This is a genomic window from Acidiphilium sp. JA12-A1 (genome assembly GCF_000724705.2).
Taxonomy (GTDB): Bacteria; Pseudomonadota; Alphaproteobacteria; order Acetobacterales; family Acetobacteraceae; genus Acidiphilium; species Acidiphilium multivorum.
Map to the genome: position 1 here is coordinate 46,871 of NZ_JFHO01000015.1, position 12,025 is coordinate 58,895.

24 protein-coding genes are annotated in these 12,025 nt (G+C 66.3%); all 24 read left to right on the forward strand.

Annotation, left to right across the window (positions count from 1 at the left end; all coding sequences use genetic code 11):
• The first annotated feature begins 294 nt into the window (after positions 1-294).
• On the forward strand, positions 295-666 hold the full coding sequence (gene rpsL, locus RT91_RS03155) for a 30S ribosomal protein S12 (protein WP_007424169.1): 372 nt from the start codon (positions 295-297) through the stop codon (positions 664-666).
• A gap of 11 nt (positions 667-677) precedes the next feature.
• Positions 678-1,154, forward strand: coding sequence for a 30S ribosomal protein S7 (gene rpsG, locus RT91_RS03160; protein WP_007424170.1), 477 nt, complete (start codon positions 678-680; stop codon positions 1,152-1,154).
• A 66-nt stretch (positions 1,155-1,220) separates the two neighbouring features.
• Positions 1,221-2,408 (forward strand): elongation factor Tu, encoded by a 1,188-nt coding sequence (gene tuf / locus RT91_RS03165; RefSeq protein ID WP_007424171.1) that lies wholly within the window; start codon positions 1,221-1,223, stop codon positions 2,406-2,408.
• A gap of 131 nt (positions 2,409-2,539) precedes the next feature.
• Positions 2,540-2,848, forward strand: coding sequence for a 30S ribosomal protein S10 (gene rpsJ, locus RT91_RS03170; RefSeq protein WP_007424172.1), 309 nt, complete (start codon positions 2,540-2,542; stop codon positions 2,846-2,848).
• Positions 2,849-2,863: 15 nt separating this feature from the next.
• Positions 2,864-3,538, forward strand: coding sequence for a 50S ribosomal protein L3 (rplC, locus tag RT91_RS03175; RefSeq protein ID WP_007424173.1), 675 nt, complete (start codon positions 2,864-2,866; stop codon positions 3,536-3,538).
• 10 nt (positions 3,539-3,548) lie between these two features.
• Positions 3,549-4,199, forward strand: coding sequence for a 50S ribosomal protein L4 (gene rplD, locus RT91_RS03180; RefSeq protein WP_007424174.1), 651 nt, complete (start codon positions 3,549-3,551; stop codon positions 4,197-4,199).
• A gap of 41 nt (positions 4,200-4,240) precedes the next feature.
• Positions 4,241-4,537 carry a 50S ribosomal protein L23 gene (locus RT91_RS03185; protein ID WP_172637351.1) on the forward strand — a complete coding sequence of 99 codons (297 nt, stop codon included), beginning with the start codon at positions 4,241-4,243 and terminating at the stop codon, positions 4,535-4,537.
• Between the two features lie 14 nt (positions 4,538-4,551).
• Positions 4,552-5,385, forward strand: coding sequence for a 50S ribosomal protein L2 (gene rplB / locus RT91_RS03190; RefSeq protein WP_007424176.1), 834 nt, complete (start codon positions 4,552-4,554; stop codon positions 5,383-5,385).
• A 5-nt stretch (positions 5,386-5,390) separates the two neighbouring features.
• Positions 5,391-5,669 (forward strand): 30S ribosomal protein S19, encoded by a 279-nt coding sequence (gene rpsS / locus RT91_RS03195; protein WP_007424177.1) that lies wholly within the window; start codon positions 5,391-5,393, stop codon positions 5,667-5,669.
• Position 5,670: 1 nt separating this feature from the next.
• Positions 5,671-6,132 (forward strand): 50S ribosomal protein L22, encoded by a 462-nt coding sequence (gene rplV / locus RT91_RS03200; protein ID WP_007424178.1) that lies wholly within the window; start codon positions 5,671-5,673, stop codon positions 6,130-6,132.
• On the forward strand, positions 6,132-6,809 hold the full coding sequence (gene rpsC / locus RT91_RS03205; RefSeq protein ID WP_007424179.1) for a 30S ribosomal protein S3: 678 nt from the start codon (positions 6,132-6,134) through the stop codon (positions 6,807-6,809). The genes rplV and rpsC overlap by 1 nt, the downstream gene beginning before the upstream one ends.
• Positions 6,810-6,824: 15 nt before the next feature.
• The gene (gene rplP, locus RT91_RS03210) at positions 6,825-7,241 is read left to right on the forward strand and encodes a 50S ribosomal protein L16 (protein ID WP_007424180.1); all 417 of its coding nucleotides are present in this window, start codon (positions 6,825-6,827) and stop codon (positions 7,239-7,241) included.
• Position 7,242: 1 nt separating this feature from the next.
• Positions 7,243-7,449: a 50S ribosomal protein L29 gene (rpmC, locus tag RT91_RS03215; protein ID WP_007424181.1), complete on the forward strand. Its 207-nt coding sequence runs from the start codon at positions 7,243-7,245 to the stop codon at positions 7,447-7,449.
• Between the two features lie 13 nt (positions 7,450-7,462).
• Positions 7,463-7,735 carry a 30S ribosomal protein S17 gene (gene rpsQ, locus RT91_RS03220; protein ID WP_007424182.1) on the forward strand — a complete coding sequence of 91 codons (273 nt, stop codon included), beginning with the start codon at positions 7,463-7,465 and terminating at the stop codon, positions 7,733-7,735.
• Position 7,736: 1 nt separating this feature from the next.
• Positions 7,737-8,105 carry a 50S ribosomal protein L14 gene (gene rplN, locus RT91_RS03225; protein WP_007424183.1) on the forward strand — a complete coding sequence of 123 codons (369 nt, stop codon included), beginning with the start codon at positions 7,737-7,739 and terminating at the stop codon, positions 8,103-8,105.
• A gap of 1 nt (position 8,106) precedes the next feature.
• On the forward strand, positions 8,107-8,427 hold the full coding sequence (rplX, locus tag RT91_RS03230) for a 50S ribosomal protein L24 (protein WP_012039719.1): 321 nt from the start codon (positions 8,107-8,109) through the stop codon (positions 8,425-8,427).
• 10 nt (positions 8,428-8,437) lie between these two features.
• The gene (gene rplE / locus RT91_RS03235) at positions 8,438-8,995 is read left to right on the forward strand and encodes a 50S ribosomal protein L5 (RefSeq protein ID WP_007424185.1); all 558 of its coding nucleotides are present in this window, start codon (positions 8,438-8,440) and stop codon (positions 8,993-8,995) included.
• A 77-nt stretch (positions 8,996-9,072) separates the two neighbouring features.
• Positions 9,073-9,378 carry a 30S ribosomal protein S14 gene (gene rpsN, locus RT91_RS03240; protein ID WP_007424186.1) on the forward strand — a complete coding sequence of 102 codons (306 nt, stop codon included), beginning with the start codon at positions 9,073-9,075 and terminating at the stop codon, positions 9,376-9,378.
• Positions 9,379-9,389: 11 nt separating this feature from the next.
• A complete protein-coding gene (gene rpsH / locus RT91_RS03245) occupies positions 9,390-9,788 on the forward strand; it encodes a 30S ribosomal protein S8 (RefSeq protein ID WP_007424187.1) in 399 nt (132 codons plus the stop codon).
• Between the two features lie 12 nt (positions 9,789-9,800).
• Positions 9,801-10,334 carry a 50S ribosomal protein L6 gene (gene rplF, locus RT91_RS03250; RefSeq protein WP_007424188.1) on the forward strand — a complete coding sequence of 178 codons (534 nt, stop codon included), beginning with the start codon at positions 9,801-9,803 and terminating at the stop codon, positions 10,332-10,334.
• On the forward strand, positions 10,334-10,696 hold the full coding sequence (gene rplR, locus RT91_RS03255) for a 50S ribosomal protein L18 (RefSeq protein WP_007424189.1): 363 nt from the start codon (positions 10,334-10,336) through the stop codon (positions 10,694-10,696). Before rplF ends, rplR begins: the two co-directional genes overlap by 1 nt.
• Before the next feature lie 10 nt (positions 10,697-10,706).
• Entirely contained in the window at positions 10,707-11,276 is a 570-nt protein-coding gene (gene rpsE / locus RT91_RS03260) for a 30S ribosomal protein S5 (protein ID WP_007424190.1), read from the forward strand.
• Positions 11,269-11,463 carry a 50S ribosomal protein L30 gene (rpmD, locus tag RT91_RS03265; RefSeq protein WP_007424191.1) on the forward strand — a complete coding sequence of 65 codons (195 nt, stop codon included), beginning with the start codon at positions 11,269-11,271 and terminating at the stop codon, positions 11,461-11,463. The genes rpsE and rpmD overlap by 8 nt, the downstream gene beginning before the upstream one ends.
• Entirely contained in the window at positions 11,463-11,948 is a 486-nt protein-coding gene (rplO, locus tag RT91_RS03270) for a 50S ribosomal protein L15 (RefSeq protein WP_007424192.1), read from the forward strand. The genes rpmD and rplO overlap by 1 nt, the downstream gene beginning before the upstream one ends.
• The last annotated feature ends 77 nt before the right edge of the window (positions 11,949-12,025 follow it).

A 12,025-nucleotide genomic window follows, 5' to 3' on the forward strand; every position in this document is an offset into this window, starting at 1 on the left:
TCATGGCAGCCAGAACGGCCGGTCATTCTGCCGATTTTCATGCCCCGCACGGATTCAGGACGGGCAGAACGCTTGACTTGCCGCGGCTCTCCTCTTAAGGGTGGCGACCTCAGCGAGGCCCGGTAACGCCCGGCCGCGTCGTTCATTTACTCTCACGCTTGCGGCGCCGCCACCCGGCCCAACGGGTGGCTTAGGTCGCAGGTCTGGGTTTCCGCAGGCGGGGATTACTCCGCCCTGCGGCATTGTTATGAGCGCCCGGCAGAGCGTAACCGGCAAGAAGGATCAGGATCGAGCATGCCGACTATCAACCAGTTGATCGCCAAGGGGCGCGAAGTTCGGGCCAAGCGCAACAAGGTGCCCGCGCTGCAGGGCTGCCCGCAGAAGCGCGGCGTCTGCACCCGCGTCTACACGACGACCCCGAAGAAGCCGAACTCGGCGCTCCGCAAGGTTGCCAAGGTTCGCCTGACCAACGGCTACGAGGTCGTGAGCTACATCCCTGGCGAGGGGCACAACCTTCAGGAACACTCGGTCGTGCTGATCCGCGGCGGGCGCGTGAAGGACCTTCCGGGCGTGCGCTACCACATCCTGCGCGGCGTGCTGGATACGCAGGGCATTGCCAAGCGCCGGCAGCGTCGTTCGCTCTACGGCGCCAAGCGGCCGAAGTAAGGAGAGTTTCCGTGAGCAGACGCCATTCCGCCGTCAAGCGCGAAGTATTGCCGGACCCGAAGTTCGGCGACGTGGTGATCAGCCGTTTCATGAACGTGCTGATGTACGACGGCAAGAAGTCGGTCGCCGAGTCCATCGTCTACGGTGCCCTGGACAGCCTCAAGAAGCGCGGCGGGCAGAATGCCGATCCGGTCCGCCTGTTCCACGAGGCGCTGGACAATGTGAAGCCGGCCATCGAGGTGCGGTCCCGCCGCGTCGGCGGCGCGACCTACCAGGTTCCGGTCGAGGTGCGCTCCGAGCGCCGCCAGGCTCTCGCGATCCGCTGGATCATCGAGTCCGCCCGCAAGCGCGGCGAGCACACGATGGAAGACCGTCTTTCGAACGAGCTGCTCGATGCGGTGAACAATCGCGGGGCGGCCGTGAAGAAGCGTGAGGACACGCATCGCATGGCTGAGGCGAACAAGGCGTTCAGCCACTACCGCTGGTAAGCAACCGTCAGACTCCACCCCATCACGCCAGCACGGCGCTGAAGCAGATACGTTACGGAGAAACCCATGGCCAAGGCTAAATTCGAGCGGACGAAGCCGCACTGCAACATCGGCACGATCGGCCACGTCGATCATGGCAAGACCTCGCTCACCGCGGCGATCACCAAGGTGCTGGCCGAATCCGGTGGTGCGACCTTCCGCGCCTATGACAGCATCGACGCCGCTCCCGAGGAGCGCGCCCGCGGCATCACGATCGCGACCGCGCATGTCGAGTACGAGACCGCGAACCGCCACTACGCGCATGTCGACTGCCCTGGCCACGCCGACTACGTGAAGAACATGATCACCGGCGCGGCGCAGATGGATGGCGCGATCCTGGTCGTCTCCGCCGCCGATGGCCCGATGCCGCAGACCCGCGAGCACATCCTGCTCGCCCGCCAGGTCGGCGTGCCGGCGCTCGTCGTGTTCCTCAACAAGATGGACATGGCCGACCCCGACCTCGTCGAGCTGGTCGAGATGGAAGTCCGCGACCTGCTGAGCAAGTATGAGTTCCCGGGCGACGACATCCCCATCATCAAGGGTTCCGCTCTCTGCGCGCTCGAGGACAGCAATGCCGAGCTCGGCCGCGAGGCGATCCTGAAGCTGATGGAAGCGGTGGACAGCTACATCCCGCAGCCGGAGCGCCCGAAGGACAAGCCGTTCCTGATGCCGGTCGAAGACGTGTTCTCGATCTCCGGCCGCGGCACCGTGGTGACCGGCCGCGTCGAGCGCGGCATCATCAAGGTTGGCGACGAAGTCGAGATCGTCGGCCTCAAGGCCACCGTGAAGACGACGGTCACCGGCGTCGAAATGTTCCGCAAGCTGCTCGACCAGGGCGAGGCCGGCGACAACATCGGCGCGCTGCTGCGCGGCACCAAGCGTGAAGACGTCGAGCGTGGCCAGGTTCTCGCCGCGCCGGGCTCGATCACCCCGCACACCAACTTCTCCGGTTCGGTCTACATCCTGAACAAGGAAGAAGGCGGGCGCCACACGCCGTTCTTCACCAACTATCGCCCGCAGTTCTATTTCCGCACCACCGACGTGACCGGCGTGGTCACGCTGCCGGAAGGTGTCGAGATGGTGATGCCGGGTGACAATGTCACGGTGAGCGTCGAGCTGATCGCGCCCATCGCGATGGACGAAGGTCTCCGCTTCGCGATCCGCGAAGGCGGCCGGACGGTTGGTTCGGGCGTCGTCGCGAGCATCACGAAGTAACCGCCTGGCTGGTTAGCGAGGCGGCCGCCATCCGGTCTCAACCGGGTGGCGGCCGCTGGATTTGGTTCGGACTAGCGCGCGGCCCGAATGGGCGGACCGGGCGTTCCGTGTAAAGATTGCAGGTTTCGACGATGGACAGTCAGAATATTCGCATTCGCCTGAAGGCGTACGATCACCGGGTGCTGGACAACAGCACCAGGGAGATCGTGAACACGGCGAAGCGCACGGGCGCCCAGGTGCGGGGACCGATTCCGCTGCCGACGCATATCGAGCGGTTCACCGTGAACCGTTCGCCGCATGTCGACAAGAAGAGCCGCGAGCAGTTCGAAATCCGGACCCATCGCCGTCTGCTCGACATTGTCGAGCCGACCCCGCAGACCGTGGACGCGCTGATGAAGCTCGACCTCGCGGCCGGCGTCGATGTCGAGATCAAGATCTGAGCAGAGATGAGTGTGATGCGCACCGGTATTATCGCGAAGAAGCTGGGCATGACCCGGTTGTTCAGGGAAGACGGCACCCATGTGCCGGTGACCGTGCTGCACATGGACGATGTGCGCGTGGTTGCCGCCCGCACCAAGGAACGTGACGGCTACGCGGCCGTTCAGCTCGGCTTCGGCCATGCCAAGACGAAGAACGTGACGAAGCCGATGAAGGGCCACTTCGCCGCGGCGAAGGTCGAGCCGGCGAACCGGCTGGTCGAGTTCCGCGTCGCGGACGATGCGGTGCTGGAAGCCGGTCAGGTGCTTTCGGCGGCGCATTTCACCGTCGGCCAGAAGGTCGATGTCGCCGGCATCAGCAAGGGCAAGGGCTTCGCCGGCGGCATGAAGCGCTGGAACTTCCGCGGCCTTGAAGCCTCGCACGGCGTCTCGATCAGCCATCGTTCGCTGGGGTCGACCGGTAACCGCCAGGATCCGGGCAAGACCTTCAAGAACAAGAAGATGGCCGGCCATCTCGGCGGCGAGCGCATCACGACCCTCAATCTCGAGGTCGCGGCGATCGATGAGGCGCGCAACCTCATCATGATCAAGGGCGCGGTGCCGGGCGCCAAGGACGGCTACGTCCTGGTGCGCGACGCGGTCAAGACGGCCCGCCCGGCCGATGCTGCCTATCCGGCGGCGCTGAAGGCCTGAGGAGAGCGACATGCAGATCGACATTTCAACCCTCGATGCCGGCTCGGCCGGCAAGGCCGAGCTGCCCGAGGAATATTTCGCCGCCACGCCGCGCGCCGACATCATGGCCCGCGTGGTGCACTGGCAGCTCGCGAAGCGCCGTGCCGGCACCCACAAGGTGAAGGGCATGGGCGAGGTCAGCGGCACGACGAAGAAGCCGTATCGCCAGAAGGGCACCGGCAACGCCCGCCAGGGCTCGCTGCGCGCGCCGCAGTTCCGCACCGGCGGCGCCGTGCACGGCCCGGTCGTTCGCGATCATGGCTATTCGCTGAACAAGAAGGTCCGCCGTCTCGGCCTGATCTCGGCGCTGTCGCAGAAGCTGGCCGAGGGCAAGCTGGTCGTGCTCGACACGGTCGCCGGCGTCTCGAAGACGAGCGAACTGAACGTCAAGCTGAAGAAGCTCGGCTGGGGCCGCACGCTGGTGGTGGATGCGGTGGTGGACGAGGGCTTCGCCCGCGCCAGCCGCAATCTGATCGGGATCGACGTGCTGCCGGTCGTCGGCGCCAACGTCTACGACATCCTCCAGCACGACACGCTGGCGATCACCGCCGCCGGGCTCGAGGGACTGAAGCGGCGTCTTGACGGCATCAAGGCCGGCGCCAACGAGGAGATCGCGGCATGAGCGAGACCGCTGAAAAGAAGGCGGCGCCGAAGAAGCCGGTGCTGTCGCGCGAGGCGATGTTCGACATCATCCGCGGGCCGCTGATCACCGAGAAGGCGACGGCCCTGTCGGAAAAGAACCAAGTCGGCTTCAAGGTGTCGCTCGATGCGACCAAGCCCGGCATCAAGGCGGCGGTCGAAACCCTGTTCGGCGTGAAGGTGCTGAGCGTGAACACGCTCGTCCAGAAGGGCAAGACAAAGCGCTTCAAGGGCCGCCCGGGCCGGCGTTCGGACTTCAAGAAGGCGTTCGTGACGCTGGCCGAGGGTCAGTCGATCGATTTCACGACGCGGCTGGCGTAAGGCGAGACTGAAACATGGCACTCAAGCATTTTAAACCGGTCACGGCGAGCCTTCGCGGCACCGTGCTGGTGGACCGGTCCGAGCTCTGGAAGGGCAAGCCGGTCAAGGGCCTGACCGAAGGGCTGACCAGCTCTGGCGGGCGCAACAACCATGGCCGCACCACGGTCCGGTTCCGTGGCGGCGGACACAAGCGCGCCTATCGCGTCGTCGACTTCAAGCGCCGCAAGTTCGACGTGGCGGCGACGGTCGAGCGCCTCGAATACGACCCGAACCGTTCGGCCTTCCTCGCCCTCGTGAAGTATGAGGACGGCGAACTGGCCTACATCCTGGCGCCGCAGCGCCTGAAGGTGGGTGACCAGGTCGTCGCCGGCGTCAAGGTCGACGTGAAGCCGGGCAATGCGATGCCGCTCTCGGCGATCCCGGTCGGCACGATCGTCCACAATATCGAGCTGAAGGCCGGCGCCGGCGGCAAGCTGGCCCGTTCGGCCGGCACCTTCGCCCAGCTGGTCGGCAAGGACCAGGGCTATGCCCAGGTGAAGCTGATGTCCGGTGAGCTGCGTCTGATCCGCGGCGAGTGCATGGCGTCGATCGGCGCGGTGTCGAACCCCGATCACTCCAACCAGCAGCTCGGCAAGGCGGGTCGCAAGCGCTGGCTGGGCCGGCGTCCTCACAACCGCGGCGTCGCGATGAACCCGGTCGACCATCCGCTGGGTGGTGGCGAGGGGCGCACCTCTGGTGGTCGCAACCCGGTCACGCCGTGGGGCAAGCCGACCAAGGGTGCGAAGACGCGTGCGAACAAGCGGACTGACGGCCTTATCATCCGCCGTCGCAAGGTCGGGAAGGGCTGATCGAGATGACACGTTCCGTCTGGAAGGGCCCGTTCGTCGACGGGTACATGCTGAACAAGGCCGACGCCTCGCGCGCGTCGGGCCGCAACGAGATCATCAAGATCTGGTCGCGCCGCTCGACCATCCTGCCGCAGTTCGTCGGGCTTACCTTCGGCGTCTACAATGGCCGGAAGTTCCTGCCGGTGCAGGTGACCGAGAACATGGTGGGTCACAAGTTCGGCGAGTTCTCGCCGACCCGCACGTTCAATGGCCACGCGGCCGACAAGAAGGCGAAGCGAGGCTGACATGAGCAAACCGAATCATCCGCGCACGCTGGCCGACTCCGAGGCCGAGGCGGTTCTGCGCAACCTGCGCTGCAGCCCGCGCAAGCTCAATGTCGTCGCGGCATCCATCCGCAACAAGCCGGCGGGCAAGGCCGTGGCCGACCTCACCTTCAGCAAGCGCCGCATTGCGAAGGACGTGAAGAAGGCGCTGGAGTCGGCCATTGCCAACGCCGAGAACAACCATCAGCTGGATGTCGACCGCCTGGTCGTCACCACCGCCGATGTCGGCCGCTCGATCGTGATGCGCCGCTTCCATGCCCGTGGCCGTGGCCGCGCGGCGCGGGTCGAGAAGTGGTTCAGCCATCTGCGCATCGTCGTGGCCGAGCGCGACATCGAGACCAAGGCCGACCGCCGCGCCCGGCGCGCCGCGGCCAAGCCGGCGGCAAGTGCCAGCCCGGCGGCGAATGAAGGGGTGCCTGCGTAATGGGTCACAAAGTCAATCCGGTCGGGCTGCGGCTCGGCATCAACCGCACCTGGGACAGCCGCTGGTTCGCGGGCGCCGACTATGCGTCGCTGCTGCATGACGACCTCAAGCTGCGCGAACATCTTCTCGGCCGCCTGTCCGGCGCCGGCGTCTCCAAGGTGCTGATCGAGCGTCCGGCGAAGAAGCCGCGCGTGACGATCTATGCCGCGCGTCCCGGCGTGGTCATCGGCAAGAAGGGCCAGGACATCGAGGTGCTCAAGAAGGAGCTCTCCTCGATGGCGAAGGCCGACGTGTCGCTGAACATCGTCGAGATCCGCAAGCCCGAGATCGATGCCGCGCTGGTCGCCCAGAACATCGCCCAGCAGCTCGAACGCCGCGTCGCGTTCCGCCGCGCCATGAAGCGCGCGGTCCAGTCGGCGATGCGCCTCGGCGCCCAGGGCATTCGGATCAACTGCAGCGGCCGTCTCGGCGGCGCCGAGATCGCCCGCATGGAGTGGTATCGCGAAGGTCGTGTGCCCCTGCACACGCTGCGCGCCGACATCGATTTCGGCGTCGCCACCGCGAAGACCACCTATGGCACCTGCGGCGTGAAGGTCTGGATCTTCAAGGGCGAGATCATGGCTCACGACCCGATGGCGCAGGACCGCCGCGCCGCCGAACAGGCGCCGCAGCGCTGAGCCGGAGCAGATAACATGTTGTCACCGAAGCGAACGAAATTCCGCAAGGCGCACAAGGGCCGCATCCACGGCACCGCCAAGGGGAACACGCAGCTCAATTTCGGCCAGTTCGGCCTCAAGGCGCTGGAGCCGGAGCGGATCACCGCGCGGCAGATCGAGTCCGCCCGCCGGGCCATCACGCGCCAGATGAAGCGCGCCGGCCGCGTGTGGATCCGCATCTTCCCGGACCTGCCGGTCTCCACCAAGCCGGCCGAAGTCCGCATGGGCTCGGGCAAGGGCGCCCCGGAATACTGGGTGGCGCGCGTCCAGCCGGGCCGCATCATGTTCGAGATCGACGGTGTTGCCGAAGGCATCGCGCGCGAGGCACTGAAGCTCGGCGCCGCGAAGCTGCCGATCAAGACCAAGATCGTCACCCGTATCGGAGAGGCCTGAGATGACGAAGGCGACCGACATCCGGACCAAGACGCCGGACGAACTGAACGACATGCTGCTCGAACTGAAGCGCGAGCAGCTGAACCTGCGGTTCCAGCGGGCCACCGGCCAGCAGGAAAACACCAGCCAGATCCGCAAGGCGCGTCGGGACGTGGCACGTGTGAAGACGATTCAGGCCGAGCGCGCCCGCGCCGCGGCCAAGGCTTGAGGGGTTTAGAGTTATGCCGAAGCGCGTCCTGACCGGACGGGTCGTGAGCGACAAGATGGACAAGACCGTCACGGTGCTTGTCGAGCGTCGCGTCATGCATCCGCTTTACAAGAAATTCATCCGCCGCTCGAAGAAGTATGCGGCGCATGACGAAGGCAATGTCTGCGCGATGGGCGATCTGGTGCGGATCGAGGAGTGCCCGCCGATCAGCAAGCGCAAGGCCTGGCTCGTGACCGCGCGCAACGGCGAGCCGGTCGGCGCCGCCGCCGAAGCCCAGGGAGCGTGAGATGATCATCGTTGAATCCAATCTCGACGTTGCCGACAATTCGGGCGCGCGCCGGGTGCAGTGCATCAAGGTGCTGGGCGGCTCGAAGCGTCGCACCGCCTCGGTCGGCGATGTCATCGTCGTCTCGATCAAGGACGCGATCCCCCGCGGCAAGGTGAAGAAGGGCGATGTGCACCAGGCCGTCGTCGTTCGCACCGCCTACCCGGTGCGCCGCGCCGATGGCAGCGTGATCCGCTTCGACCGCAATGCGGCCGTGCTGATCAACAAGCAGATGGAGCCGATCGGCACCCGTATCTTCGGGCCGGTCACCCGCGAGCTGCGCGCGCGCAAGTTCATGAAGATCATCAGCCTGGCGCCGGAGGTGCTGTAATATGGCCGCGCGTATCCGTAAGGGCGACCGGGTGGTCGTGATCGCCGGCGCGAGCAAGGGCCGCGAAGGCGAGGTTCTGCGCGTGCTGCCGGCCGAGAACAAGGCCGTGGTCTCGGGCGTGGCGGTGGCGAAGCGCCACACCAAGGCCCGTGGCATGGGCGAGCAGGGCGGCATCATCCAGAAGGAGATGCCGGTCCATCTGTCGAATATTGCACTGATCGATCCGGAGACGAAGAAGCCGACCCGCGTGGGCTTCCGCGTTCTCGAGGACGGTCGCAAGGTCCGGGTCGCCCGCAAGAGCGACTCCGTGATCGATGGTTGAGGATAGAGCGATGAGCGAGGCCATTGCCAAGACCCGGCTTCAGCAGCACTACGAGACCGTGGTGCGCGAGGCGCTGCAGAAGGAGTTCGGCTACACGAACCCGATGCAGGTGCCGAAGCTTGAGAAGATCGTGATCAATATGGGCGTCGGCGAGGCGGCCGCGGACCAGAAGAAGCTCGACGCCGCGGTGGCCGAGCTGACGCTGATCGCCGGCCAGAAGCCGGTCAAGACGGTGGCGAAGAAGGCGATCGCCGGCTTCAAGATCCGCAAGGGCCTGCCGATCGGCTGCAAGGTGACGCTGCGCCGCGCGCGGATGTACGAGTTCCTTGACCGGCTGGTGACGATCGCGCTCCCCCGCGTGCGCGACTTCCGCGGCATCTCGGGCAAGGGTTTCGACGGCCGCGGCAATTTCGCCATGGGTCTCAAGGAGCAGATCGTGTTCCCCGAGATCGAGTACGACAAGGTCGACGACATGCGCGGCATGGACATCGTGTTCGTGACCACGGCGCCGACCGATGCCGAGGCGAAGGCACTGCTCAAAGGGTTTGAGATTCCGTTCGTCAACTGAGCGGATTTTCAGGCGCGTAAACGGATTTAGTGGAAAACCGCCGGGAAGTGCCGGCAGGTTCCGGAGGATAGAAGACGATGGCGAAGACCTCTCAGGTCAATCGGAATAAGCGGCGCGAGAAGATGGCGGCGCGTGATGCGGCGAAGCGCGCGGCGCTGAAGGCGATCGTGAACGACCGTTCCCTCCCCGTGGAGGATCGGTTCGACGCGACGCTGAAGCTCGCGCAACTCCCGCGCAACGGCGCGAAGACCCGCGTGCGGCTGCGCTGCGAACTGACCGGGCGCGCCCGCGGCAACTATCGCAAGTTCAAGCTCTGCCGTGTCGCGCTGCGCGACCTCGCGAGCGCCGGGCAGATTCCGGGCATGGTCAAGTCGAGCTGGTAAGGGGATAATACATGTCGATGTCTGATCCCCTGGGTGACATGCTCACCCGCATCCGCAACGCGCAGCGCGCCCGCCACGCGGTGTGCGTCGCGCCTGCGTCGAACCTGCGCGCCAACGTGCTCGACGTGCTGAAGCGCGAAGGCTTCATTCGCGGCTTCTCCAAGGAAGAGCTTCGCCCCGGCGTGGCCCAGCTGCGCATCGAGCTCAAGTACAACGACGGCGAGCCGGTGATCAAGGAAATCACACGCGTTTCCCGTCCGGGCCGCCGCGTGTATTCCAAGATCAAGGAGCTGCCGCGCGTCTATGCCGGGCTCGGCGTGTCGATCCTGTCGACCCCGCGCGGCGTGATGAGCGATGTCGAGGCACGCACCGCCAATGTCGGCGGCGAAGTGCTCTGCCGCGTCTTCTGAGGAGGCAGCATCATGTCACGAGTTGGTAAATATCCGGTCGCGCTGCCGCAGGGTGTGTCGATCACCGTGGTCGACGGCATCCTGACCGCGAAGGGCAAGCTGGGCGAGCTGAAGATGCCCCTGTCCGAGCGGGTCGCGACGGTGGTCGAGGACGGCAAGGTGACGGTGTCGCCGCGCGACAAGGAAGCGGCCTCGCGGATGATGTGGGGCACCACCCGCGCCAATGTGGCCAACATGGTCCAGGGCGTTTCGCAGGGCTACGCCAAGACGCTCGAGATCAACGGCACGGGTTTCCGCGCCGCGGTCCAGGGCAGCAACCTGGTGATGAATCTCGGCTTCTCGCACGATGTGGTCTATCCGGTGCCGCAGGGCATCAAGATCACCTGCGAAAAGCCGACCTCGATCAAGGTCGAGGGTATCGACAAGCGTCTGGTCGGGCAGGTCTGCGCCGAGCTCCGCGCCTTCCGTCCGCCCGAACCCTACAAGGGCAAGGGTGTGAAGTTCGAGGGCGAGGCGATCCGCCGCAAGGAAGGCAAGAAGAAGTAATGAGCGCTGTACACGAAAACGAGGCGCGGCGCCGCCAGCGCCTCCGCTACCAGATCCGCCTGAAGGCGCATGGCCGCCCGCGGCTGTCGGTGTTCCGGTCGGGCAAGCACATCTACGCCCAGGTGATCGACGATGCCGCCGGCCGCACGCTGGCCGCGGCCTCCTCGCTCGATGCCGGGCTGCGTTCGGCGCTGAAGACCGGCGCCGACAAGGCGGCCGCCGCGGCGGTGGGCAAGCTCGTCGCCGAGCGCGCGAAGGAGGCCGGGGTCACCCAGGTCGTCTTCGACCGTGGCGCCTACATGTATCATGGCCGGGTGAAGGCCCTGGCCGAAGCCGCTCGCGAGAGCGGTCTGGATTTCTGAGGAGCAGGGCATGGCACGCGAACCGAGAGAAGGCCGGGGCCGCGAGCGCGAGCGGGATCGCGATGGCGACGAGCTGATCGACAAGCTCGTCACCATCAACCGCGTCGCGAAAGTGGTGAAGGGCGGCCGTCGCTTCGCCTTCGCCGCCCTCGTGGTGGTGGGCGACCAGAAGGGCCGGGTCGGCTTCGGCGCCGGCAAGGCGAAGGAAGTCCCGGAAGCCATCCGCAAGGCGACCGAGCGCGCGAAGCGCGGCATGATCCGCGTCCCGATGAAGGAAGGCCGCACGCTGCATCACGACATCGAGGGCCGTTTCGGCGCCGGTCATGTCGTCCTGCGCGCGGCGCCCCCCGGCACCGGCATCATCGCCGGCGGTCCGATGCGCGCGGTGTTCGAGACCCTCGGCATCGGCGACGTCGTGGCGAAGTCGCTCGGCAGCCGCAACCCGCACAACATGGTGAAGGCCACGGTCGCGGCGCTTTCGCAGTGCGCGAGCCCGCGCAGCGTCGCCTCGCGTCGCGGCAAGAAGGTCGCCGACCTGTTCGGCCCGAAGCGCGAGAAGGAGGCCCCGGCCGATGTCTGAGCAGGTGAAGCGGGTGCGCGTCACCCAGGTCGGATCGCCGATCGGCCGCAAGCCGGGCCAGAAGGAGACCCTGATCGGTCTCGGCCTGCACCGGATGAACGCGAGCCGTGAACTCGCCGCCACCCCGGAAACGCTCGGCCGCATCCGCAAGGTCAAGCATCTCCTGAAGGTCGAGGAGCTGTCGTAATGAAACTGAACGAACTGCGCGACAATCCGGGCGCGCGTCCCAAGTCGAAGCGGCTCGGCCGCGGCATCGGCTCGGGCAAGGGCAAGACGTCCGGCAAGGGCGTCAAGGGCCAGAAGGCGCGTGAGGGCGTGTCGCTGAACGGGTTCGAGGGCGGCCAGCTCCCGATCTACCGGCGTCTGCCGAAGCGCGGCTTCAACAACGTCAACCGCAAGGACTACGCGCCGCTCAATGTCGGCACCCTCGCGGCGCTGATCGAGTCCGGCAAGATCGACGCCGGCCAGAAGATCACCGAGGCGACGTTGCGCGCCGCCGGCGTCTATGCCGGCTCGAAGCTCGCCGGCGTGCGTCTGCTCGGCCGCGGCGAGATCTCGCAGAAGGTCGAGATCGAGGTGTCCGGCGCGTCCGCCAGCGCGATCGCGGCGATCGAGCAGGCCGGCGGCAGCGTGACCACTACGGTCGCGCGCGCGGAGCCGGCATCTGCCTGAACCACTTGCCGTGACCACCAAGGTTGCGGCACACTAGAGCCTGACGAACGGCGCTGCAGGTCGTGAGTTTTCACTGA

What these genes read in the sequence shown, in the direction of transcription:
- rpsL (WP_007424169.1), top strand. Translation starts at nt 295, where the DNA reads ATGCCGACTATCAACCAGTTGATCGCCAAGGGGCGCGAAGTTCGGGCC.
- tuf (WP_007424171.1), top strand. Translation starts at nt 1,221, where the DNA reads ATGGCCAAGGCTAAATTCGAGCGGACGAAGCCGCACTGCAACATCGGC.
- rpsJ (WP_007424172.1), top strand. Translation starts at nt 2,540, where the DNA reads ATGGACAGTCAGAATATTCGCATTCGCCTGAAGGCGTACGATCACCGG.
- rplC (WP_007424173.1), top strand. Translation starts at nt 2,864, where the DNA reads ATGCGCACCGGTATTATCGCGAAGAAGCTGGGCATGACCCGGTTGTTC.
- rplD (WP_007424174.1), top strand. Translation starts at nt 3,549, where the DNA reads ATGCAGATCGACATTTCAACCCTCGATGCCGGCTCGGCCGGCAAGGCC.
- rplB (WP_007424176.1), top strand. Translation starts at nt 4,552, where the DNA reads ATGGCACTCAAGCATTTTAAACCGGTCACGGCGAGCCTTCGCGGCACC.
- rpsS (WP_007424177.1), top strand. Translation starts at nt 5,391, where the DNA reads ATGACACGTTCCGTCTGGAAGGGCCCGTTCGTCGACGGGTACATGCTG.
- rplV (WP_007424178.1), top strand. Translation starts at nt 5,671, where the DNA reads ATGAGCAAACCGAATCATCCGCGCACGCTGGCCGACTCCGAGGCCGAG.
- rpsC (WP_007424179.1), top strand. Translation starts at nt 6,132, where the DNA reads ATGGGTCACAAAGTCAATCCGGTCGGGCTGCGGCTCGGCATCAACCGC.
- rplP (WP_007424180.1), top strand. Translation starts at nt 6,825, where the DNA reads ATGTTGTCACCGAAGCGAACGAAATTCCGCAAGGCGCACAAGGGCCGC.
- rpmC (WP_007424181.1), top strand. Translation starts at nt 7,243, where the DNA reads ATGACGAAGGCGACCGACATCCGGACCAAGACGCCGGACGAACTGAAC.
- rpsQ (WP_007424182.1), top strand. Translation starts at nt 7,463, where the DNA reads ATGCCGAAGCGCGTCCTGACCGGACGGGTCGTGAGCGACAAGATGGAC.
- rplN (WP_007424183.1), top strand. Translation starts at nt 7,737, where the DNA reads ATGATCATCGTTGAATCCAATCTCGACGTTGCCGACAATTCGGGCGCG.
- rplX (WP_012039719.1), top strand. Translation starts at nt 8,107, where the DNA reads ATGGCCGCGCGTATCCGTAAGGGCGACCGGGTGGTCGTGATCGCCGGC.
- rplE (WP_007424185.1), top strand. Translation starts at nt 8,438, where the DNA reads ATGAGCGAGGCCATTGCCAAGACCCGGCTTCAGCAGCACTACGAGACC.
- rpsN (WP_007424186.1), top strand. Translation starts at nt 9,073, where the DNA reads ATGGCGAAGACCTCTCAGGTCAATCGGAATAAGCGGCGCGAGAAGATG.
- rpsH (WP_007424187.1), top strand. Translation starts at nt 9,390, where the DNA reads ATGTCGATGTCTGATCCCCTGGGTGACATGCTCACCCGCATCCGCAAC.
- rplF (WP_007424188.1), top strand. Translation starts at nt 9,801, where the DNA reads ATGTCACGAGTTGGTAAATATCCGGTCGCGCTGCCGCAGGGTGTGTCG.
- rplR (WP_007424189.1), top strand. Translation starts at nt 10,334, where the DNA reads ATGAGCGCTGTACACGAAAACGAGGCGCGGCGCCGCCAGCGCCTCCGC.
- rpsE (WP_007424190.1), top strand. Translation starts at nt 10,707, where the DNA reads ATGGCACGCGAACCGAGAGAAGGCCGGGGCCGCGAGCGCGAGCGGGAT.
- rpmD (WP_007424191.1), top strand. Translation starts at nt 11,269, where the DNA reads ATGTCTGAGCAGGTGAAGCGGGTGCGCGTCACCCAGGTCGGATCGCCG.
- rplO (WP_007424192.1), top strand. Translation starts at nt 11,463, where the DNA reads ATGAAACTGAACGAACTGCGCGACAATCCGGGCGCGCGTCCCAAGTCG.